The following is a 21,645-nucleotide window of genomic DNA, read 5'->3' on the forward strand; positions in this document are numbered from 1 at the left end:
GACCACCGTCGGAGACCGCAATGACCGCGATACGGGACGCCTGGACCCTGCCGCCGGAGGAGTTCTTCTTTTGCCCGGGGCGGGACCCGGGGCTGTCGGTGCTGTCCCCGCTGCCGCAGATGTGGCGGACGATCCCAAAGGCCCGCCTGGCCGCCGGATCGGTGAGCGAGGCACCGCACATCACCGCGCGCATTCTCAGCCATGTGGAGACACATTTTAAGCGCCGCACCTTTCGGGCGGGTCTGGAGATGGCGACGGTTCCCGTGGTGGTCGATGACCTGCTGGCCGATGGCCACTTCCTATCCGTCCGCGGCAAATGGCTTATGACAGGCGCCGCAGGCACGCGCCTGCGCAACCGATATGCCTGGAAGAACGAGGGCGGGCGGGACGTTGAGGCGGAAACATCCGCCTACTTCGCCCAGATCCAAACCGATGATCCGCCTCCGCCCCCCGTGGACACAAGACCCACGGGGGATCTGCCTTTTGTGGTGGATGCCCGCAACGGGACGAACTTCTACCATTTCTTGACCGAGACCCTGGGCCAGTTATGGGTTGTCGATCACGACGATTTCGCCGGCGACGTCCATATCCACCTCAAGGGCGAGGAGGTCCGCCCGTTTCTTCTCGATTGGGTCGAGGCCCTCTACCCCCGGCTGCGCGGGCGGGTTCATGTCCAGACCGACCAGACGCGGTATCGGCGCGCGCTGACGGTGCTGAACGGGCGGCACTACTATTACCAAACGGGGCCCTCGGTGATGCCGTCCATGGACCATCTGGCGCCCGACAGCCATTTTTGGAAAGGCCGCGACCCGGATCGGAACTCCTTGGCTGTGCTTGCCATGAACTCTTGCGATGAAATGCTCGTAAGAATGCGCGAGACCGCCCACGCCCTGATCGCCGGTGGCGATTGGACCCACCTGCCCCGTCGCTTCTGGGTGGGCCGCAAATCGGAGCGGCAGCGGGACATGGCCGGTGAGGCTCCATTGGTTGAGGCCTTAGGCAAGCGCGGCTTTGCCACGGTCTATTTCGAAGATCTCTCGCCGCTGGAGCAGGTTGCCATCATGGCACGGGCCGAGGTCATGATCGGCTACCACGGGGCGGGGTTCGCCAACATGGTCTTTGCGGGGGAAGACACCCATTGCATCGAGTTGGGCACCTTGCAGACCTGCCTGTTTCGCTGGCAGGACTTCATGCCCCTCGCCTTGGCCTCCCGGTGCCGCTACACCTCGTTGTTCGCCGATTACAACCTCGATGACCCGGAGGAAGACGTGGACGAGCGGCGCGGCAAGGCCCTGGCCCCCGTTGCTTTGGGCCAGATGGGCCGGGCGAAAGTGCTCGGATTTGTCGATGCCATCCTGGGTCGGGTCCGCGTCGCCAACATGGAGCGGTTGAGCGAGTTGGCCGACATGCTGTCCCGACTGGAAGACCATGGGGCGCTCACACGGTTACTGGACGCCCATCCCGGGGCGGAGCGGCAGAACGTCGACCTGATGATCCTCCGCGCCAATGCGCTGCAAGGGCTCGGGGACCCGGGGGCCGCCTTCGACGCCTTGGCCCACGCTTGGGAGCGCACCGGCGACCGCCCGTTCCTGCTGGAGCGGTTGATCCTGTTGGGACGCGAGATCGGGCGCGACACCGACGCCTTGGAGCGCTCCCACGCCGCAACCTTCGAAAAACGCGCATTTATCCTCGCCCGGAAACTGCGGCGTCAGTCCGTCTCAGGCGGGTGACGCAGACGCAAGCGGATCGGACCACGGGCCGACAGCGGATCGACGGGCACGCCCCTTTGTGTCGCCTCGACCTCTGCCAATCCCGCCGCCACGGCCCGCACCCGGGGCATGAGCGGTCGCCAGTCCTCCGCCAAGGCCCGTGCGATCTCGGACGGGCAGATGGTTCTCGGCGCGCGGGCCGAGGTCAGCGCGACGATCTTGGCCGCTAGGACGGCGTCGGGGATCACTTAAAACCGAACATCGACAGGACCTGCTGGACGAGAGGCCCGAGTTTCTCGACCAACGCGCGTCCCGCGGGGCTGGTAGACCACCACGCGAAGGCCGCGCCGCCCGCCGCACCAACGGCGCCCTTGCCAAACTCGCCCACGATCTTCGCGGCAATCCCGCCAGCGGTCAGCAGCGCCGTCTTTAGGTAGCGCCCGGTGGTGCGGCCCGCGCGGGCGAAGCGATTGGCGGACCTGGTGGAGGCAACCAGAGCCTCGCCTACGACGCCCTCGGCCTGTGCCTCTTCCAGCACCTCGACGATCTCGGACACGACCTCTTCGACGTCCTGGGGCGTCGTCTCGGGCGTAGGGTCGGGAAGGTCGCTCTCGTCCTCCTCGGGCACAAGAAGGGGGCCGAGGGCGTCGTGCTGAGCAATCAACTCTTCCCAGCCCAAAACAAGGCGGGGGTCGCAGTGGGCGCGAAACTCCGGATCCTGCGGGGCGGCGCGCAGGAAGGCCATATCGGCCTGCAACGTGATCCAGGTCGGCTCCACCGCATCCAGCGCGGCGGCATATCCGGCAAGACTGTCCTTGTCGTCCTGGGACAGCTGCGCCCGCTGTGCCATGGTCGTAAGCCGGACCGTCAGACGCCGCAGCGTCTCAATCCGCTGCCCCTTCTCATTGGGCGCCAACCGCATGGGCGGGCTTGGGTTTACGGCGTCGAGCATGCCGTCAGCCTCGACCAGGTCAACAGGCGCGGCATCCGCCAGACGGTCAGCTGGTAGGCGGGTTTTGACCAAAGTGTCCGGCGGACGGAAATCGGGATGGGTGCCCTTGAGGTACTGCGCCGTCTCGCGGGCGCAGGCCTCCGGGTCGAGGCGGCTGAGCTTGTCGAAACGGCTATCGACTTTGGCGGCGGGTGTCTGATGGTATGACAACCCCTCTGCGCGCTCCGTAGCGAAAGCGGGAAGATCCAAAATGAAGCTGATGTCGCTCACCCGCGTAATGGAGAGGCTTAGCGAGGTTAGACCCGTCAAACCAGACAGAAAGCCGATATCGCTCACCTCCGTGCGGGACAGGCGCAGCAAGGTCAAACCCGTCAGGCCAGACAGAACATCAAAGTCGGTGACCGGAGTGCCGGAGAGGTCCAACGAGGCCAGACCCGTCAGGCTAGACAGAACACCGACGTCGGTCACCGGAGTGTCGGAGAGGTCCAGCGAGGTCAGGCCCGTCAGGCTAGACAGAACACCGATATCGCTCACCTGAGTACCGCCGAGATCCAATACTTTAAGCGCGGTTGCGGAACGCAGCAGACCTACGTCGGCCAAACGCCGAGAGCCTGATCTGTACGTTCCTTCCTGGTTATAATAACCCAGATACGCCTCCCGCAGCGTCACCGCTCCGGTCAAATCTGGCAGGCGCTCCAATGCAGGGAGGTCGGAGAGGTCCAAGACCTCCCCATCCTCCGCGATCAGGGTTGCAATGCGGGCCTCCGCCTCGGCGAAGGCCGCGTTAGGGTCAGTGTTCCAAGCCTCGCTCACCCCAGGGCCGCGTCGCAGCGGCCGCAGACGCCGTCGTGGCCGTAGGATCCGACGTCGGGCAGGATCTTCCAGCAGCGTTGGCACTTGCCGCCCTGGGCATGGGCGAAGACCACGGCAACGCCGTCCACGTCCTCGGATCGCCAAGCGTCGGCGGGCGCGGGCTCGGTCGTCACGGTGATGGCCGAGGTGATGCAGATGTCGTCAAAGGCCACGCCGTCGAGCAGCGCCGCCGTCTCCGCATCCACATGGACCACTGGCGCCGCCTCCAGCGACGAGCCGATGACCTTGTCCCTCCGCGCGACCTCCAGGGCCCCGGTCACAGCTCGGCGCACGGCGCGGATCTTGGACCACTTCGCCGCCAGCGCCTCATCCCGCCATCCGGGGCGCGGGGCCGGGAAGTCTTGCAGGTGGACCGAGGAATCGTCGCCCGGGTGCACCTCCAACCAGACTTCCTCCATGGTGAAGGGCAGGATCGGGGCCAGCCAGGTCGTCAGCCGCTCATGCAGCAGGGCTAGCACCGTCCGCGCAGACCGCCGCCGCAGGGTGTCGCCGTCGCAATAGAGCGCATCCTTGCGGATGTCGAAGTAGAAGGCCGACAGGTCCAGCGTCGTGAACTGGAAGATCGCCGTCAGGACGGACGCGAAGTCGTAGCGGCGGTAGCCGTCGCGCACCACATCGTCCAGTTCCGATAGGCGGTGCAGAACCCAACGCTCCAACTCCGGCATCTCCAGCGGGTCGGCCGCCTGGGCCGGGTCGTGGTCGGCCAGGGAGCCAAGCATAAACCGCAGCGTGTTGCGCAAGCGGCGATAGCCGTCGGACACGCCCTTCAGGATTTCCGGCCCGATGCGGTGGTCGGCGGTATAATCCACCTGCGCCACCCAAAGGCGCAGGATATCGGCGCCGTATTGGCCCACGATGTCCTGGGGCGCGATGGTGTTGCCGATGGATTTGGACATCTTCATGCCCTTCTCATCCATGGTGAACCCATGGGTCACCACGGCGCGATAGGGCGCTCGCCCCTTGGTGCCGCAGCCTTGCAGCATCGACGAATGGAACCAACCGCGATGCTGGTCCGTGCCCTCAAGGTAGACGTCGGCGATGCCGTCCTCGGTCCCGTCGGCCCGGTCGCGCAAGACGAAGGCATGGGTCGAGCCGCTGTCGAACCAGACGTCCAGGATGTCGTCGACCTTCTCCCATTCGGCGGGGTCGTAGTCGGGGGCCAAGAACCGCTCCTTCGCGCCGGGCTTGTACCAGGCGTCGGCGCCCTCCTCCTCGAAGGCTTCGATGATGCGGGCGTTGACGGCGGCGTCCTGCAGCAGGAAATCCGGGTCATCGGCCTTGACGCCCACTCGGGTGAAACAGGTCAGCGGCACGCCCCAGGCGCGCTGCCGCGACAGAACCCAGTCAGGCCGGTTTTCGATCATGGAGAACAGGCGGTTGCGGCCCGTCTTCGGCGTCCACTCCACCAATTGGTCGATCGAGGTCAGCGCCCGCGCGCGCACCGTCTCGCCATAGCTGTCCTGACCGTCGCCCACCGCTTTGTCGATGGCCGCGAACCACTGGGGCCGGTTGAGGCGGATCACCGGCGCCTTGGAGCGCCAGGAGTGCGCATCGGAAATCGTGATGCGCTTGCGCGCCAGCAGACCGCCAACCTCGACCAGCTTTTCGATGACGGCCTTGTTCGCGCCACCCGGTTTCTTGCCGTCGCGCGACAGGATGTATTGGCCGCCGAACAACGGCAGGTCCGCGCGGAAGGAGCCATCGGCCTCCACGTTGAAGGTCATCTTGAGGCCGTGTTGCAGGCCGATCTGGTAATCGTCGTCGCCGTGGCTGGGGGCGGTGTGGACGAAACCCGTGCCGGCATCGTCGGTGACGTGATCGCCCGGGAACAGCGGCACGTTGTAGTCCCACTCGCCGTTCTCAGCCGCACCCCGCAAAGGATGGGCACAGGTGAGTGCCGACAACTCATCGGGTGTGACGTCGCGCAGGCGGGTCCATTGCCCCTCTTCCAGCCTTGCGGCTGTCATCGTGGCCTCGGCCAATGCGTCGGCCAGCAGATAGCGGTCCCCGACCTTGGCCCAGCATTCGTCGGGGGTGCCGGTGACCTCGTAGAGGCCGTAGCCGATGCCCGGCCCGAAGCAGATCGCGCGGTTCTGGGGGATCGTCCACGGGGTCGTCGTCCAGATGATAACGCGTGCGCCGTCCAGATCACCCAAGGGGACGACCTTGCCTTGATCCGAGCCGACGGCGTCAGTCCGGCTCAGCACATGGAACGGCACCCAGATCGCGTCCACCTGGCGGTCGTGGTACTCCACCTCCGCCTCGGCCAGCGCGGTCTTTTCCACCGGAGACCACATCACGGGCTTCGACCCCTGATAGACCAGCCCGTTCATCAGGAAGGTCTGAAACTCTGCCGCGATAACAGCCTCGGCGTGGTACTTCATCGTCAGGTAGGGATCGTCCCAATTGCCGGTGATGCCGAGGCGCTTGAACTCGTCGCGCTGGACGTCGACCCAGCCCTCGGCAAACTCCCGGCATTCCTGGCGGAACTCGACCACGTCGACCGCGTCCTTGTCGCGGCCCTTTTTGCGGTACTTTTCCTCGATCTTCCATTCGATGGGCAGGCCGTGGCAATCCCATCCGGGCACATAGCGCGCGTCGTATCCCATCATCTGGCGCGACCGCACGACCATGTCCTTGAGCGTCTTGTTCAGCGCGTGCCCGATGTGCAGGTTGCCGTTGGCGTAAGGGGGGCCATCGTGGAGCGTGAACGGCTCCCGCCCCTCTTTCTCGCGCAGGCGGTCGTAGATGCCGATCCGCTCCCACCGCTCCAACCACTGCGGCTCTCGCTTGGGCAGGCCCGCGCGCATGGGGAAATCGGTGCGGGGCAGGTTCAGGGTGGATTTGTAGTCGGGGGCTTCGGCGCTCATGACAGGCGTCCTTTGCGAATGGGGTCGGAGGAGTTTGGTCGATGTGGGCGGTCCAGCATCTTTGCCCGACGCCCCAGACGTATCAGGGCGCCGGGGTCGTAATTCGCACGCCTATGGTCGCGGGTCCCGTCATCGCGGGCCTTATAGGCACGGCGTTCCAGGGCGGCAAGGATGCGATAGCCCCCGCCGAAACCGCGCCCCATTCGTGACCCAAAGATGTGGAACGTGCTTTTAACTGAAAGTTTACGTGCCTGTGCAACCGTGTCGTGGAGGAGACTTAGATATGCCTTTGGACCTACTACTCGCCTTCTTGGGAACGACCCTAATCGTCCTTGTTCCGCTCTGCCTTCCCCTTCCCTCCCGACGGTCACACGGGATCCGACAGTTCGGCGCCGTGCTGGACGTCGACCCCCAGCCGGGGGCGTTTCCCCGCGGGTGATAGCTGATCGGGCGGTTATGCTTGGTCGCGGGACTGGACTGGTGTCTGACACCCTGATCGAGATTTGGTGCGCAACGGGTGTTGAGACCCCGAGACCGTCTTGTGGCGGATCACACTGGGCACGGAGGGGCGCCGGATACCCAGAGGCTGATCATTTGGAGAGATCCTGGACGCTGGGTCCGTGGGATCATGGCATAGGGTCACGGGCTGCGGATAATGGGTTCGCATCGCCGAGCGTGACTTGCGCCACTCTGTGAACCTGGACGCAAAGACCGCGCTAAGGCATCGGTGCGATGACCCGTTCTTGCGGTGGGTCGGCAGTCAAACAGGTTTTCTGTGGCCCGCGCCTGAGCATAGGGTCTGGGGTCACGCGGCAGACGTCATCCGACGCGGCCCTGTCTAAAGGACCGCCGACCGGCCATCCGGGCAAGCGCCCTAGCCCTCGGCGGCCCGCTTCGCAGCGGTGACATGATCCCAGACCTTTGAAATCACGACAGACCCTTCACCAACCGCGCTTGCTACACGCTTGACCGAGCCATGGCGCACATCCCCAACGGCAAAGATACCATCATGGGATGTCGCGAAGGGGCTGTCCTTGCCAACCGCTTGGCCGGTCAGAAGGAACCCGTTGCCGTCACACTGAACCGCGCCCCCCAACCACGCGGTGTTGGGCGCAGCGCCGACCATGATGAACAGCGCGCGAGTCTCGATGCGCGTGGGCCCGTCTGCAACACCCGCGCCCTTGAGGGTGACCGCCGACAGGTGATCGTCGCCCTCCAACCCGGCAACCTCGGTCTGGTAGTGGATTTGGATGTTGGGATCGGCTTCCAACCGGGACGAGAGATACGACGACATAGAGGCAGCCAAGCTATCGCGCCGCACAAGCAGATGCACACATTTGGCATGGCGCGACAGGTACATGGCCGCCTGTCCCGCCGAATTCCCACCACCGATAATGACCACATCGGTGTTCTTGCAAAACCGCGCCTCCGTCTCAGTGGCCGCGTAGTAGATTCCCGCGCCCTCCAGGTCCTCCAGCCGCCCCAAAGGCAACCGACGGTATTGCACACCCGTCGCGATGACGATGGAGCGGGCGCAGGTCTCCGTCCCATCGTCCAAGGTCACGCAGAAAATCCCAGAATCGTCGACCGTCAGGGCCGTCGCCCGGCGCGGGACGGCAAACCGGGTGCCAAACTTCATGGCCTGCACTTCGCCACGCCAACACAGGTCCGCGCCGGAAATCCCGGTTGGAAAGCCCATGTAGTTTTCGATCCGACTAGAGGTGCCCGCCTGCCCACCGATGGTCGCATCTTCCACCACCAAAGCGCTCAACCCCTCGGCCCCCGCATAGACCGCCGCCGCGATCCCGCCCGGGCCGCCCCCCACGATCAGCACGTCGTGGACAACATCCGCCTCAAGATCCAGATCCAAGCCATAAAGCGCGGCGACCTTGCGCGGCGTTGGGTCCTCGATCACTTGGTCCTTGCCGTAGACGACGGCTGGATGCTGCGGGATCAAAGCGCAGGACGTGGCGATCTCGCCGGCCTCCGCATCGTCGAGATCAAGGGCGCGATAGGGGATGCGGTTGCGCGCCGCAAAGGCGCCAATCGCGCGAATATCCCGGTCCCGGTCCATCCCAATCAGCGTCAATGACGCCTGGTCGCTTTCCAGAAGGCGCCGCCTGCGGGCCGACATCACCGTCACGATGATATCCGACATCTCCGGCACCTGGCCCATGAGCGCGAGCATGGGATCGCGGGGCGCCGCCAACATCCGGGCCTCGGTCACCGTCCGCATGCCGAGCATGGCCCTGGCACCGGTCAAGAAACTGATTTCGCCCGCGAACTGACCGGGTCCCAGGACCGCCCCGTCGCCATAGCGCCCCCCCGTCAGCGGATCGACAGCCTCAGCCTCGCCTTCCAACATGTAATAGAAGGTGTCCATTGGGTCCCCCAGGGACACGAATGTCGTCTTTGGGGGCAGGACAACCTCCTCCGCAATCTCGCGGATGCGCGCCACATGGGCCTCGGTCAGGGGCGTGCGCACCATGGTACGCAGATCGGCAGCAAGGGATTCCATAGGGCTACTCCTTGGGACCGAACAGGCCGGTCAATGCGCGCTGGACCAGCGCAGTGATGCGGGGCGGGCGTTCGTGGGTGAATGGCAGCGGGCGGCACACCTCCATCGCGGCAAGGCCCACGCGCGCGGTCAGCGCGCCATTCACCATCCCTTCGCCAAAGCGACGGCTCAGTTTGGCCAGGACACCACCGCCCGCGACGGAGTGGATCAGGTCGTCCCCCACGGCCACGGCCCCCGTGGCCGCCAGATGGGTGAGGACCGTGCGCGCCAAGCGCCACGACCCGAGCGTGCCGCCGCGCCCGCCGTAGATCAGCGCGATCCGCCGGATCATCCGCAGGTTGGCGGTCAGCGCTGCCACCACATCCGCCAGGGCAAGGGGCACGACCGCCGTCACAAGCGCGACCTGACGGGCGGCTGCCTCGACCTCCCGCGCGGCGGCGGTGTCCAGGGGAGCGAGCACATCGCGTTCGATAGCCGCGACCATGGCATCGGCGTCAAAGATGTCCTCCCGCCGCGCGGCCAGCGCATCGCGGCCCCACTTGGTGTCGGACCGGCCCGCGTAAAAGCCCGCCACTCGGTCCGCCAGTGCGCGGGCCGACGCAAGGTCGGTGACCGCGGCTGCGGCGCGGCGCAAGCCATCGATCCGACCAAGCCGTGACAGGGCGCTGATTTCCCGCAAGATGACCGCAGCGCAAACGATCAAGAACGCGGCCACAAGCGCCGTCGCCAACAGACCCAGGAGCGGGTTGGCGGCCAAGAGGCCCGCTACGAACTCCCACGCGGCAACCGACACGGCAAAGGTCAAAACCGCCCCCAAGGTCCCCCAGAACCAGCCTGCCAAAGACCGCTCCCGCCGGGTGGCCAACAGGGCCACGGTCTGCATGGCCTGGCCCGAGGGCGGCGGCGGCCCGATCTCATCGGGCACGGGAGGGGCGGACGCTGGGTCAACGGGCGTCTCGGTCCCGGACGGTGCCTCTGTTCCGGTAGGCTTTTCCGGGGCCGTACGCGCCGCAGAGGCCGCACCTGGCTTCGATACCGGTGTGTCTTCCAGGTCAAACAGGACGGCCCCACGGCGGCGGGGACCTGGGGTCGACGTCGTCATGGGCGTCCTCCGTGGCTTCTCGGTACAGGTATGCCGCCCGAACAGCGTTGCAACGGCGGCGGCCTGGTGCCCAATTTTCTGAGAAAATTGGCGGCCCCCTCCCCAGGCAAGCCCCTCACACCCGGTCCGCCAGCAAGAACTCGGCCGCGCGGTCCAGGCGGATGAACGGCGGCCCCTCTCCTGGGCGCAGGGTCAGGGGCGCGGGCGCGAACTCCATCAGGTCGTAGTCTCCGTCGAGCCAGACCTCCGCCCCTTGGGCTGCGGGTGTCAGGATATGACTGGCATCGGGTGGCAACTCCCCGGGGAAGAGCGCGGCCTCCTTCCCGGTTTCCATCAACCGACCGCGGACCACTGGCAGCGTTTCGCCTTTGTGCACACGCTCTTCCTCGACGGTCGCACGCAACGCCGCCAACGCCAGGACCCGCGTTCCGGCCCCTGCGAAATCCGCCCTCCGACGGGCGTCTGACACCATGGCGTCCAAGATATCGGTTAGCCGCGCATGCTGGGTGTGGTGCAGGTGGTCGGCCTTTGTTGCCGCGAAGAGCACACGATCCACCCGCCGCGCACCTAGCAGCGCCATTAGCCAGCCCAGCGCCCCCGGCTTAAATGCACTCAAGATATCGGCAATCGCGGCGCGCATCTCTTCGACGGCACGGGGTCCGCGACGGATCGCGCCCAGCACATCCAGCAGAACCACCTGCCGGTCAAGCCGGGCGAAATGGTCACGAAAGAACGGTTGCACGACCTTGGCCTTATAGGCGTCGAACCGTCGCTCCATCTCTCGGCGCAGGGACCCGCGCGGGGCCTCTCCGGGCGGCAGAGGCGCGAAGGTCAGCACGGGCGAGCCCTCAAGATCCCCGGGCAGCAGAAACCGCCCAGGCGTCAAGTCATAGGCCCCAGCGTCCCGCGCCGCCCGCAGCGCCGAGGTGTAGGCGGCCGCCAAGGTTTGGGCCACAGGCTCCTGCAATTTGGCCGCGCCATCGACCTCGGCCATCGCAGCGGCGTAGCCCTCGGCCCCCCAGGATGCCAGCCGCGTCAGCGCCCGTGCGGACCAAGCGTCATAGGTCTTTTCCATCAACCCCAGGTCCAGCAGCCATTCCCCAGGGTAGTCCACGATGTCCAAATGCACCACGCGCGGGCCGCGCAACCCGCCCAGCATCCCCGAGGGCCGCACCTTCAGCGACAGCCGGAGCTCCGACACGGCGCGGGTGCCCTCGGGCCAATGGGGTTGGGCGGAGGTCAAAGCACCCAAATGCTTCTCAAACTCGAACCGGGGAACGGTATCGTCCGGTTGGGGTTGCAGAAACGCCGTCTCGATCCGGCTGGCGCCGCTGAACCCGCCCATGCGGCCCCGATCCATAAGGTTGGCGACAAGTGAGGTGATGAAGACCGTCTTGCCCGCCCGGCTGAGGCCAGTGACGCCAAGACGCACCGTGGGGTCGAACACCTCGGTCACGCTATTGGCCACATCCTCCACGCCGCGCGTCACCGCATCCGCAAACCGTCCGATCATCACGCGTCCCCTTGGCCTTGGTCGCAAAGATAGGGATGCAAACGCCGGAGGAAAAGCCACGCCCGAAATCAGGCTGCACGACCCCGGTGGGCGCGGTAGGGTCGGGCCATGCTGTTCGACTTGCCCTCCGACGACACGCTTTACGCCGCGCTTCTGGCCCGCGACCCTGCCTATGACGGTCAGGCCTGGGTCGCCGTGACCTCGACCGGTATCTTTTGCCGCCTGACCTGTCCCGCCCCCAAACCGAAGCGCGTCAATTGCCGGTTCCACGCCTCAGTCGCCACCTGCCTGGAGGCCGGGTTCCGCCCCTGCAAGCGGTGCCACCCGCTCACCGAAGGCCAAGACCCCGCCGTCCGTGACCTGCTTGAGGCTTTGGAGCGCGCGCCCGACCGCCGGTGGACCGAAGACGACGTGGCCGCGCAGGGCTATGATCCGTCCACCATTCGCCGCGCCTTTCGCCGTCAGTTCGGCATGACATTCCTGGCCATGGCGCGGCTCAGGCGGTTGGGGCGCGGGGCCAAGGCCTTGCGCGACGGCGGCGCCGTGATCGAGGCCCAGTTGGCCGCCGATTTCGACAGCGCTTCGGGCTTTCGCGCGGCCTTTGCCCGCCACCTCGGCACCGCGCCCGGGCACCTGAAGGCCGACGCGCTGCTACAAGCCGATTGGATAGATACCGGCCTCGGCCCCATGGTCGCCGTCTCCAGCAAGACCCATCTACACCTGCTGGAGTTCGCGGACCGGCCCGCCCTCCCGCGCGAGCTCAAGGTCCTGCAGCGGGAGGCGAAGGGATCCCTCGGGCTGGGGCGCCTGCCACCGACGGATCGGATCGAGGCCGAACTGACAGCCTATCTGGCCGGTCAAGACGCGGCCTTCGACACCCCGCTGCACCCTGGTGGCACACCGTTCCAGCGACAGGTTTGGGAGGCCCTGCGCCAGGTCCCGGCGGGTCAAACACGCAGCTATTCAGACATCGCCCAAGCCATCGCCCGTCCAGAAGCCACCCGCGCCGTCGCCCGTGCCAATGGGGCGAACCGCATCGCCATCGCGATCCCCTGCCACAGGATCCTAGGGGCCGACGGATCGCTGACCGGCTATGGGGGCGGGCTGTGGCGCAAACGACGCCTGATCGAGGTCGAACGCGCCTACGCCTAAGGCCGCGCTGACCCGGACCGTGACCACCGCACCCTCCCTGCGCAACCCCGCAACCTGGGTCGCTAGCGAGGCAGGTCCAGGCGCTCGCTTAGGCCTGCCGACCCGTGTCGAACAACTGGCAGTAACCGCGCAGACCGATGTGTTCATTGGCCATCTCGGCCATATCTTTGAACCTCATACCAGCCGCTAGCGGTACAAGCACAAACCTGTCGGACATATGGCTGAACTGATCCTCCCGCATGCCGGAGCCAACCGCCCGTATGGCCCCTGACAGGAACAGATGCCTGTTGGGGAAAGCACCCGGGACAGATGCAGGACCTCGTCAGCGTTCCGGAAGGGTTCGGGAAGTTCGCACCCGGCGACAGGGCGGCTCCGGTGTCCGGACAAATCAGCTCGATCACCGCATGAAGCGGATTAACAAATCACAAATCGACGTCCGACACAGATCATACCACCGTCACCCCCAAATCACCCATCGACTACATGTCGTGCGGGCGCCGACGCAGGCCCTTGCCCCTAGCCCCCGGCCGGCCCTATGGGACGGCCATGCCTCGCTACGCCATGCGCATTGAATATGACGGCCGCCCCTTTGCAGGGTGGCAACGTCAGGACGGCCCTGACAGCGTGCAACAGCGCCTGGAGGAGGCCCTGCGCGCCCTCGACCCGACCGTGCCCAGCATTGCAGCCGCCGGTCGGACGGACGCCGGAGTGCATGCGACAGGCCAAGTGGCCCACGCGGATTTGTCTAAGGATTGGAGTGCCTTCCGCCTATCGGAAGCCGTGAACTGGCATCTGAAGCCCATGCCCATCGCGGTGACCGCTTGCGCGCCTGTGGACGACGATTGGCACGCGCGCTTTTCGGCGTTGGAGCGGCGCTATACCTTCCGCATCATCGCGCGGCGGGCGCCTTTGACGCTGGACGCGGGTCAAGCCTGGCGGGTGATCGGCCCGCTCAATGTGGATGCCATGCGCGAGGGGGCCAAGCATCTGATCGGATTGCATGATTTCACGACCTTCAGGGCCTCGATCTGTCAGGCGAAAAGCCCGGTCAAGACCCTCGATGAGATCACCATCGAAGAGGCCCCCTACCCCGGCGGGCAGGACATCCGGCTGCACATCCGGGCGCGGAGTTTCCTGCATAATCAAGTGCGTAGCATCGCTGGCACGTTAGAGCGGGTGGGCGCAGGGTCTTGGCCGCCCGACCGCGTTGCAGAAGCGCTCGCCGCCCGCAACCGCGCAGCCTGCGGCCCCGTGTCACCGCCCGATGGGCTGGTGCTCACGGGGGTGGGATACGAGGCGGACCCCTTCGTGTCCTAGGAGCAACGGGCAGGTCTTAAGGCGCTGTAATTTTGTCTAAAATTCGGGGTCACCCCCGGTACGCCATCAGTACACCCTCCGTACAGACTATGGGTGCAGACGACGTCCGTTAACGCTTTGGAAAGCGTTCTGCCCGTGGCCCGTGAGTCGTTGACGGACGCGGGATCAGCCGTCTTGATGGGCACCAGAAACGGCAGGGCGAGCGTTTATGCATTTGGTGATGGTTGGCGGGGTCCTTGCGGCGGCCACGGGGCTGACGCTTGGGACGGAATGGCCCGTCTGGGTCGACCTTGCGATCTATCTTTGGGCCCTGCTGTTCGGGGTCCTGAACTACGCCACCGGCAAGCCCGAGGACCGGGATAGGATCGTCGGGTTCATGACCAGGGTGGATGGGCCGGGCCTCTATACGCGTGCGGTCGATGGCCTGCTGCGACTGTTGGGGCGCATGATGGCGCCTAAGGTGCGGCAGGGGCCTTCGCCGGAGAAGGGCTTGGCGCGTCTGAATGCCTATCTCAATTTTGAGGTTGCAGACGGCGCACAAGTTAAGGCGCTCATGAAGGATCCTTTTTCTTGGCCCGTAGGAAATGTTGCTCTGAAGCTTGCGATCATCTACCCGCTGCTGGCGCTGCTGCTGCAATGGGCGGTGACAAATGCGGACACGGGTGTGGGAGGCCAAACCATCTTAGCCGGGAGCGTTTCTTGGTACTGGCGCGCGGCGGTTATAGGTCCGCTAGTCTTTGGAACTTCTCTTCACATCATAACGTTCGCTGGTGCGCGAGATAGCTTGCAGTTTGTCGCCGAGTTGATTTTGGCCGTCTACTTCGTATCGACATTCACATTAATATTTGCGCTAGAAATCACAGGTGCGTTCGTAGGAGCAAATACAGGTTTGCTCGCACCTGCAATGGCAATTGCATTCGCTGCAGTTGCATCAGGTTCGTTTGCGTTCGCAATCACAGTCACAATTGCGGGCGCGCTATCCGAGTTCCCATCCGGGGGAATTGTAGTAGCATTTGCCATTGGGCTGGCGGTTTGGAGCGGTCCTGGCAGGGTCGCTCTTGTGTTTTTCTGGCTGGCGATGATTGGCCTCACTACAGTGTCCATTTCAATAATCCAACTGAGTAACAGCGGGGACGACTTTCGCCCCTTCCTCTTTGCGCTCGCCCTACTCCCACTCCTCAACGCGGCCTTCGACTACCTGTCTTACGGCACCACTCTCACCCTGATCCGCAAGGGATGGTTCGGGCAGCGGGGGCCGTCGGTGCGGATTGCCGTGTTGGGCGCCATAGACGCCGCAATGGCGCTGGTGTTTCTAATCGGGCTGGGCGTAACGATGGTGGCCTTTGTGGCGCTAATAAATGCCTATGCCGTGGCGGGCCCCCTGTTCGACCTGCCCACCGTCTTCGCTGACCTGCGCAACCCGGAGGCGGGGGGAGCCTACACTTGGTTGATCCTGTCCTGTCTGACGACCCTCGTCCCCACCATCGTCCACCTGTTGATCGTGGCGCTGAGCGCCTTCACCTGGGTGCCCCTGCGCGCGAAGCTGTGGTTGGCCCAGCCCGTCGAAGCGGGAGGCGGCGACCTGCCTGTGTTGGGCAGCACGCTCGCCTGGTCGCTGATCGGGCTGGCCTATTGCGCAGTGGTGGCCGTAGGGGTCACGGGGCTGATCTGGCTGGTGCGGGGCGGAATCGGCGACCTCGGGCTGGTGGTCTTGGACTGCGTCGAATGGCTCTCGCTCGCCCTGCGGCTGCTGTGACACTTGCCCAAAGGGTCGATATTGGTTAGGACTTCTTACCAATTCAGCCCGTTTGTTCCGAGGAGTGGCCATGGCCCCCGTCATCACGACCGTCGACGACCTGCATAAGATCTATCGCCGTCGGGTTCCCAAGATGTTTTACGACTACTGCCAATCGGGCAGCTGGACGGAACAGACCTTCAACGAAAACGAGAGCGATTTCAGCAAGATCCGCCTGCGCCAACGCGTGGCCGTGGATATGGAAGGGCGGTCGACGGCCACGACCATGGTGGGGCGCGAGGTCTCGATGCCCGTTGCACTGGCGCCCGTGGGCCTGACGGGGATGCAGCACGCCGATGGCGAGATCCTGGCCGCCCGCGCCGCCGAGGATTTCGGCGTGCCCTTCACCCTGTCCACCATGTCGATCTGTTCCATCGAGGATGTGGCCAAGCGGACCTCCAAACCGTTCTGGTTCCAGCTCTATGTGATGCGGGACGAGGACTTCGTGGACCGGTTGATCGAACGGGCCCGCGATGCGGGCTGCGACGCGCTGGTGCTGACGCTGGACCTACAAATCCTGGGGCAACGGCACAAGGACCTGAAGAACGGGCTGAGCGCTCCGCCCAAGCTGACCCCCGCCACCATCGCCAACCTGATGACCAAGGTCGGTTGGGGGCTGGAGATGGCCCAGACCCCGCGCCGCTTCTTCGGCAATATCGTGGGCCATGCGAAGGGGGTCAAAGACGCCTCCTCCCTCTCATCCTGGACAGCGGAGCAATTCGACCCCCGACTGGATTGGTCCAAGATCGCCCGGATCAAGGAAAAATGGGGCGGCAAGCTGATCCTAAAGGGGATTCTGGACGCCGAGGACGCTCGCATGGCGCTGAAGGTCGGGGCCGATGCGATCATCGTGTCGAACCACGGGGGGCGTCAGTTGGACGGCGCCCTGTCCTCGATCCGCATGCTGCCGGAAATCATGGACGCCGTGGGTGGCGAGACCGAGGTCCACATAGACGGCGGCATCCGCACCGGTCAGGACGTGCTGAAGGCCGTGGCGCTGGGCGCGCGGGGCACCTACATCGGGCGCGCATTCATCTATGGCTTGGGCGCCATGGGACAGAAGGGCGTCACCAAGACGCTGGAGGTCATCCACAAGGAGCTGGACACGACCATGGCGCTGTGCGGCGAGAAAAACATCCACGACGTTGGGCCCCATATCACCCTGGTCCCCAAAGGCTTTGCCGGTGAGTGGGAGACGCCAGCACGCAACGGTTGATCTGGGGCGGATGGCCCGAGGTCTGCTACGTCTCCCGGCACAGTCTATCCCGCGCGGCCTCGAACGCGGGGCGGGATTTCACATGAGGTAAACTGGTCAGAAACAGCTCCTCCAGCAGGGGCTGGTGATTGGCATCCGACACATCGACCACGATCAGCGGTATGCGTTTTCCCTCGGGGAATAGGCTAGGCAACAGGTCCACCCTCTCGATATACGTGCCTGCCCCACCGGGCGGGATCGCCCGGAACCATATCTCCGTCACACTATCGAGGCCCTCCGTGGCCATCACTGGGTCCTCTGGTTTCACGATCAAGCCAGCGATCCCCTTGCCGGTGCTATTCCGGACTTAGACAGAGACGCGCAGGCCCGCGCCACTTGGTGCCAAGACGGCCTTCTCTGGCGGACCGAGGTCCGCGAGACACGCAGACAAATGTTCTTTCCATCGGCTGTTCACAGCCCGGGTAGCAAACAGATGCAGCACCCACGCAAGGCGAAACGTGATCTCGTCCGACGCGGCATAGGGCTCGGACCGAGGAACCGCGAACTCTCACATCAGAAAGGCTAAGGTGGACAGCATAAGGACCAGCAGCGCGCCCCGGATCGTCCGTGAAAGCCGTCGGCTTATGCCCCGCCAGCCACGCCCCTCAGGCCCGCACCCGAGCCGAAAGGCTCAGCGGCCAGATGACCGCCAACAGCAGCGCCACGCCAGCAAAGGCCCAGCGGAGACCGAAGACCTCGGCGCCAAGCCCCATGAGCGCGGGCGCGATAAAAAACCCCAGAAACCCGATGATCGCCACCCGGGCGATGACAGCCGTCCGCACCGAGGCCCCCGCCATCCGCCCGGCCAAGGCCAGCCCCATGGGCCCGATCACCGAAACGCCCAAGCCCTGCAATCCGAACCCGACGTAGGCCACCGCTGGTGTGGGGGCCGCCGCAGCGATCAAGACCCCCAGGGCCGAGCACCCCACTGCGACCCGGATGACAAAGAGCTCGGAAAAGCGCGCCGCCACGGCCTGCCCCGAGAACCGTCCGACGGCCATCGTCATCCCAAGCATCGCGGGGCCAAAGGCCCCTTCGGCTGCGCCACCGCCCAGGGTGCGCTCGATATGAAGGGCGGACCAGGCTTCGACCGTGGCCTCGGCCATGAAGGCGATCATCACGATGACCCCACAGGTCACGACCAGGCCAATGAGCAACCCCGCCTGAGGCCCATCCGCGTCCGGGGTCCCTTGGGTGGACATTCGCTGGAACGGCGCCGTTGCCAAAACCAGCGCCGCCGCCACCGCAAAGATCATCTCAGGGCCCCAACCGGCTTCGCGCATGGCCCCTGTCAGCAGTGCCGATACCGCGTAGGCCACGGAAAACATGGCGTGGTTCACATTCATCAGACTGCGATTGGTGCGGGCCTCCACCTCTGAGACGCGCGCATTCATCACCACGTCCAACAGACCAGACGTGGCCCCCATGGCGCAGAGCACCAAGAACAACCCAAACGCGGCGCCCGACCAACCGGGCAAGACCACCATCGCCGCCAGCATCACCGTGCCCAGGGGCAGGGCCCAGACCCCCATGGCACGATCCCAACGCGGCGCCGCCCAGAGCGTTGTCGATAGTCCGATGGCCGTGCCCAACAGCATCAGGCCGAAGGTGGCGTCATCCACCCCGATCCGCGCCTTCAACACCGGCGCCATGGCGGCAAAACACCCCCAGGTAAATCCAACGGCCATGAAGGCGGCGACCGTCGGTCGGCTCACCCAAAGGGCAGACAGAATAGACATAGCCAGATCTTTCGAGAAATCGTCCGCGCCACACGACGCAGGACCACACCAAAAGGCAAGCCCCGATCTTCTTCTCGGCAAAAATACTCAGGGGGGGCGCCGCAGGCGCGGGGGGCACAGCCCCCCATCTGACAAAAAACCTTCGGCGCAGCCGTCCGCTTAGCAGGCGCTACCCGTGGTCTTTCATCAGACGCGCCTTTTGGCGTTGCCAGTCGCGTTTGGCGCTGGCCTCGCGCTTGTCAGCCGTCTTTTTGCCCTTGGCGATCCCGACCTTCAGCTTCACGATCCCGCGGTGGTTGAAGTACATCACCAGGGGCACGATCGTGTAGCCTTCGCGGGCGGTCGCATTCCAGAGCTTCGCCGCCTCCCGCTTGGAGACCAGCAACTTGCGGCGGCGGCGCTCTTCGTGACCAAAGGTCTTGGCCTGGGCGTAGGGCGCGATGTAGCCGTTCACCAGCCAGACCTCGCCCTCCTTCACCTCAGCGTAGCTTTCGGCGATATTGCTACCGCCCACGCGCAGGGATTTGACCTCGGATCCTTCCAGCATGATCCCGCATTCCAGATCATCCTCGATGGCATAGTCGTAGCGAGCCCGCCGGTTTTCGGCGATCACCTTGTAATTCTTGTTGTCGTCTTTCTTGGCCATGGACGCCATCTAGGGACGCGCGGGGTCCGTGTCCACGGGGCTGAGCCTCTGGGACCAGACCAATCCGACGATGGCACAGACCGCGCAGAGCCCCCCGGCCAGCCCCAAGGCCCCCAGCCCCGCCTGGGCGATGACGCCACTGCCGATGGCCCCGCCTATGGCCGCGCCCACATAGATTGCCGCCGCGTTCAGCGCCAAGGCAACCGGCGCTTGCGTGCCCGTCAGTGTCACCAACCGCGATTGCTGGGATGAATTGAACGCAAAGCCAGAGGCATTCCAGATCAGCAGCAGCACGATGGCAGCCGTCAGGGGCACCGGCAAAAGCGACAGCAGCGGCATCAGGACGACCTGGGCGCAGGCCAAATACAACAGGGTGCGAAACGCCCCCATGCGGTCAGACAAAGACCCGCCCAAGAGGTTGCCGGCAACGGCCCCGATACCGCAGATAATCAACGCCACCGTGACCCCATCCCGGCCCAGGGCCATCCGGTCCTCCAGCAGGGGCGCGATATAGGTGTAAGGGACATAGATCGCCCCAAGGAACAAAGCGGTGAAAGAGATGGCCAGCATGTGCCGCCCATTCATCAACATGCGTCCCAAGTCCCCAAGGCGAACCGGTTGAAACCGCAAGCCCACGGGCACGCGCCGCCAAAGGACCATCGTCATCAGACCCGCTGCAACGGCCACACCGCCAAAGGCCACGCGCCAGCCAAATGTATAGGCAACCCAACTGCCCAGTGGGACGCCCAAAACACCGGCAAGGGTGAGCCCCAGAAAGACATGCGCCAAAACGCGGCCCCGCTGCTCCGGTGGCGCAAGGGCCGACGCCACAGCTGCGGCCACAGGCGTTGTCATCCCCGCCCCCGCCGCCGCGATCATCCGCGCCGCGAACAGCATTTCCACTGAAGGGGCCACAGCCGAGCCAAGCGCGCCCAAGGCAAAAAGCGCCATCCCCAGGACCAGAACACGCCGACGGCCCATCCCGCCCGTCACCGCCACCAGCAGCGGCGACAGCACCGCATAGGCCAGCGCATAGGTCGTCATGATCCACCCCGCCTGGGCGGCAGACAGGCCCAGGTCGCGGGCCATGGGCGCCAGGGCTCCGATCACCAGAAAGCCGCCCACGCCGATGACGAAGTTCCCCGTCGACAGCAGGGGGATCAGCCCGCGCGGCAGCCCGCCGCCAGGACCGTCAGAAATCACGCAATAAGACCGGCGAACCGCATGGCCTCGGCGATGCGCGCCTTCGTCCCCTCGGTTGCGGGCACCAGCGGCAAGCGCACGTCTTCGGCGCATTTGCCCAAGAGCGACAGGGCGTATTTGGCGCCAACCAGCCCCGGCTCCGCAAAGATCGCCTGGTGCAGGGGCATCAGCTTGTCCTGGATGTCCAAAGCGGTGGCGTAGTCACCGGCTTCGGTCGCCTCGTGCAACTTGCTCAGCAGCCCGGGCGCCACGTTGCACGTGACAGAGATACAGCCGACACCGCCTTGGGCGTTGAACCCGTGGGCCGTGGCGTCTTCGCCGGACAATTGAATGAAATCCGGGCCACAGGTGATCCGCTGTTGGCTAACGCGGGCCAGATCCCCGGTGGCATCCTTGACGCCCACAATGGTCGGCAGCTTCGCCAAGGTGCCCATGGTCTCGGGCGACATATCCACGACGGAGCGGCCGGGGATGTTATAGATGAAGATCGGCAGCCCCTCGCCCGCCAACGCCTCGAAGTGGGCGATCAAACCGGCCTGGGTCGGCTTGTTGTAATAGGGCGTGACCACAAGGGCGGCATCCGCGCCAACGGCCTTGGCATGGGCGACGAAGCGCTGTGCCTCGGCGGTGTTGTTCGACCCTGCGCCCGCGATCACGGGCACCCGGCCCGCCGCGCGCTTGACCACGGCCTCGACCACGGCCTCGTGCTCGGCATGGGTCAGCGTGGGGCTTTCGCCCGTGGTGCCGACCGGGACCAATCCGTGGGTTCCCTCGGTGATGTGCCAGTCGACAAGGGCTTCCAGGGCGCTGAAATCCACGGCATCATCTTTAAAGGGCGTCACCAAAGCCACCATGGAGCCTTTGAACATTGACGCATCCCCCTTAGATTGAGCGTAGAAAACCGAGCCGGACCCTAGACGCAGCCCCAGGCGGCGGCAAGGCGAAGGACCATGAAGAAATCTGCGATCGGCATTATTCTTCGCGATGGCAGACCCCGTCGG

Annotated in this window: 17 protein-coding genes; 5 read left to right on the forward strand and 12 right to left on the reverse strand. The window is 65.2% G+C overall.

Translation table 11 applies throughout. From position 1 onward, the window contains the following. Positions 1-20: 20 nt before the first annotated feature. Positions 21-1,730, forward strand: a complete 1,710-nt coding sequence (locus tag K5R33_RS03490; protein WP_220747574.1) for a glycosyltransferase 61 family protein — start codon at positions 21-23, stop codon at positions 1,728-1,730. Here the strand turns inward: K5R33_RS03490 and K5R33_RS03495 are convergent. From K5R33_RS03495 to K5R33_RS03525, 7 genes are all read right to left on the reverse strand, one after another. Continuing rightward, positions 1,709-1,957, reverse strand: coding sequence for a DUF3253 domain-containing protein (locus K5R33_RS03495; protein WP_220747575.1), 249 nt, complete (start codon positions 1,955-1,957; stop codon positions 1,709-1,711). The two genes, K5R33_RS03490 and K5R33_RS03495, sit on opposite strands and share 22 nt — an antisense overlap. Then, entirely contained in the window at positions 1,954-3,474 is a 1,521-nt protein-coding gene (locus K5R33_RS03500) for a leucine-rich repeat domain-containing protein (RefSeq protein ID WP_220747576.1), read from the reverse strand. The genes K5R33_RS03495 and K5R33_RS03500 overlap by 4 nt, the downstream gene beginning before the upstream one ends. Continuing rightward, entirely contained in the window at positions 3,471-6,404 is a 2,934-nt protein-coding gene (gene ileS, locus K5R33_RS03505; RefSeq protein WP_220747577.1) for an isoleucine--tRNA ligase, read from the reverse strand. The genes K5R33_RS03500 and ileS overlap by 4 nt, the downstream gene beginning before the upstream one ends. Then, entirely contained in the window at positions 6,401-6,607 is a 207-nt protein-coding gene (locus tag K5R33_RS03510; protein WP_220747578.1) for a hypothetical protein, read from the reverse strand. Before K5R33_RS03510 ends, ileS begins: the two co-directional genes overlap by 4 nt. Before the next feature lie 671 nt (positions 6,608-7,278). Next, complete coding sequence (locus tag K5R33_RS03515; protein WP_220747579.1) at positions 7,279-8,922, reverse strand: FAD-dependent oxidoreductase; 1,644 nt, start codon at positions 8,920-8,922, stop codon at positions 7,279-7,281. A gap of 4 nt (positions 8,923-8,926) precedes the next feature. After that, positions 8,927-10,024 carry a YcjF family protein gene (locus K5R33_RS03520; protein ID WP_220747580.1) on the reverse strand — a complete coding sequence of 366 codons (1,098 nt, stop codon included), beginning with the start codon at positions 10,022-10,024 and terminating at the stop codon, positions 8,927-8,929. 115 nt (positions 10,025-10,139) lie between these two features. Further along, positions 10,140-11,540: a YcjX family GTP-binding protein gene (locus tag K5R33_RS03525; protein ID WP_373314124.1), complete on the reverse strand. Its 1,401-nt coding sequence runs from the start codon at positions 11,538-11,540 to the stop codon at positions 10,140-10,142. A gap of 105 nt (positions 11,541-11,645) precedes the next feature. On the opposite strand from K5R33_RS03525, the gene K5R33_RS03530 reads away from it, so the two are divergent. The 4 genes from K5R33_RS03530 (at position 11,646) to K5R33_RS03545 (ending at position 17,017) form a co-directional block, all read left to right on the forward strand. Next, a complete protein-coding gene (locus K5R33_RS03530; RefSeq protein WP_220747582.1) occupies positions 11,646-12,689 on the forward strand; it encodes a bifunctional transcriptional activator/DNA repair enzyme AdaA in 1,044 nt (347 codons plus the stop codon). A 546-nt stretch (positions 12,690-13,235) separates the two neighbouring features. After that, complete coding sequence (gene truA / locus K5R33_RS03535; protein WP_220747583.1) at positions 13,236-14,006, forward strand: tRNA pseudouridine(38-40) synthase TruA; 771 nt, start codon at positions 13,236-13,238, stop codon at positions 14,004-14,006. 208 nt (positions 14,007-14,214) lie between these two features. Then, on the forward strand, positions 14,215-15,762 hold the full coding sequence (locus tag K5R33_RS03540) for a hypothetical protein (protein WP_220747584.1): 1,548 nt from the start codon (positions 14,215-14,217) through the stop codon (positions 15,760-15,762). A 70-nt stretch (positions 15,763-15,832) separates the two neighbouring features. Next, positions 15,833-17,017 (forward strand): alpha-hydroxy acid oxidase, encoded by a 1,185-nt coding sequence (locus tag K5R33_RS03545; RefSeq protein WP_220747585.1) that lies wholly within the window; start codon positions 15,833-15,835, stop codon positions 17,015-17,017. Positions 17,018-17,042: 25 nt separating this feature from the next. Here K5R33_RS03545 and K5R33_RS03550 read toward each other — a convergent pair whose 3' ends face one another. The 5 genes from K5R33_RS03550 to dapA all read right to left on the reverse strand — a co-directional run bounded on the left by K5R33_RS03550 (position 17,043) and on the right by dapA (position 21,513). After that, positions 17,043-17,330 carry a hypothetical protein gene (locus K5R33_RS03550; RefSeq protein ID WP_220747586.1) on the reverse strand — a complete coding sequence of 96 codons (288 nt, stop codon included), beginning with the start codon at positions 17,328-17,330 and terminating at the stop codon, positions 17,043-17,045. A 331-nt stretch (positions 17,331-17,661) separates the two neighbouring features. Next, the gene (locus tag K5R33_RS03555; protein WP_220747587.1) at positions 17,662-18,795 is read right to left on the reverse strand and encodes an MFS transporter; all 1,134 of its coding nucleotides are present in this window, start codon (positions 18,793-18,795) and stop codon (positions 17,662-17,664) included. Between the two features lie 169 nt (positions 18,796-18,964). Further along, entirely contained in the window at positions 18,965-19,441 is a 477-nt protein-coding gene (gene smpB / locus K5R33_RS03560) for an SsrA-binding protein SmpB (RefSeq protein WP_220747588.1), read from the reverse strand. A gap of 9 nt (positions 19,442-19,450) precedes the next feature. Next, the gene (locus K5R33_RS03565) at positions 19,451-20,644 is read right to left on the reverse strand and encodes an MFS transporter (RefSeq protein WP_220747589.1); all 1,194 of its coding nucleotides are present in this window, start codon (positions 20,642-20,644) and stop codon (positions 19,451-19,453) included. Then, complete coding sequence (dapA, locus tag K5R33_RS03570; RefSeq protein ID WP_220747590.1) at positions 20,641-21,513, reverse strand: 4-hydroxy-tetrahydrodipicolinate synthase; 873 nt, start codon at positions 21,511-21,513, stop codon at positions 20,641-20,643. The genes K5R33_RS03565 and dapA overlap by 4 nt, the downstream gene beginning before the upstream one ends. Positions 21,514-21,645: the final 132 nt, after the last annotated feature.

Origin of the sequence: Jannaschia pagri (assembly GCF_019655435.1) — a bacterium.
GTDB classification, from domain to species: domain Bacteria; phylum Pseudomonadota; class Alphaproteobacteria; order Rhodobacterales; family Rhodobacteraceae; genus Jannaschia; species Jannaschia pagri.

What these genes read in the sequence shown, in the direction of transcription:
- K5R33_RS03540 (WP_220747584.1), top strand. Translation starts at nt 14,215, where the DNA reads ATGCATTTGGTGATGGTTGGCGGGGTCCTTGCGGCGGCCACGGGGCTG.
- truA (WP_220747583.1), top strand. Translation starts at nt 13,236, where the DNA reads ATGCCTCGCTACGCCATGCGCATTGAATATGACGGCCGCCCCTTTGCA.
- K5R33_RS03515 (WP_220747579.1), bottom strand. Translation starts at nt 8,922, where the DNA reads ATGGAATCCCTTGCTGCCGATCTGCGTACCATGGTGCGCACGCCCCTG.
- K5R33_RS03545 (WP_220747585.1), top strand. Translation starts at nt 15,833, where the DNA reads ATGGCCCCCGTCATCACGACCGTCGACGACCTGCATAAGATCTATCGC.
- K5R33_RS03555 (WP_220747587.1), bottom strand. Translation starts at nt 18,795, where the DNA reads ATGTCTATTCTGTCTGCCCTTTGGGTGAGCCGACCGACGGTCGCCGCC.
- K5R33_RS03490 (WP_220747574.1), top strand. Translation starts at nt 21, where the DNA reads ATGACCGCGATACGGGACGCCTGGACCCTGCCGCCGGAGGAGTTCTTC.
- dapA (WP_220747590.1), bottom strand. Translation starts at nt 21,513, where the DNA reads ATGTTCAAAGGCTCCATGGTGGCTTTGGTGACGCCCTTTAAAGATGAT.
- ileS (WP_220747577.1), bottom strand. Translation starts at nt 6,404, where the DNA reads ATGAGCGCCGAAGCCCCCGACTACAAATCCACCCTGAACCTGCCCCGC.
- K5R33_RS03520 (WP_220747580.1), bottom strand. Translation starts at nt 10,024, where the DNA reads ATGACGACGTCGACCCCAGGTCCCCGCCGCCGTGGGGCCGTCCTGTTT.
- K5R33_RS03510 (WP_220747578.1), bottom strand. Translation starts at nt 6,607, where the DNA reads ATGGGGCGCGGTTTCGGCGGGGGCTATCGCATCCTTGCCGCCCTGGAA.
- K5R33_RS03530 (WP_220747582.1), top strand. Translation starts at nt 11,646, where the DNA reads ATGCTGTTCGACTTGCCCTCCGACGACACGCTTTACGCCGCGCTTCTG.
- smpB (WP_220747588.1), bottom strand. Translation starts at nt 19,441, where the DNA reads ATGGCCAAGAAAGACGACAACAAGAATTACAAGGTGATCGCCGAAAAC.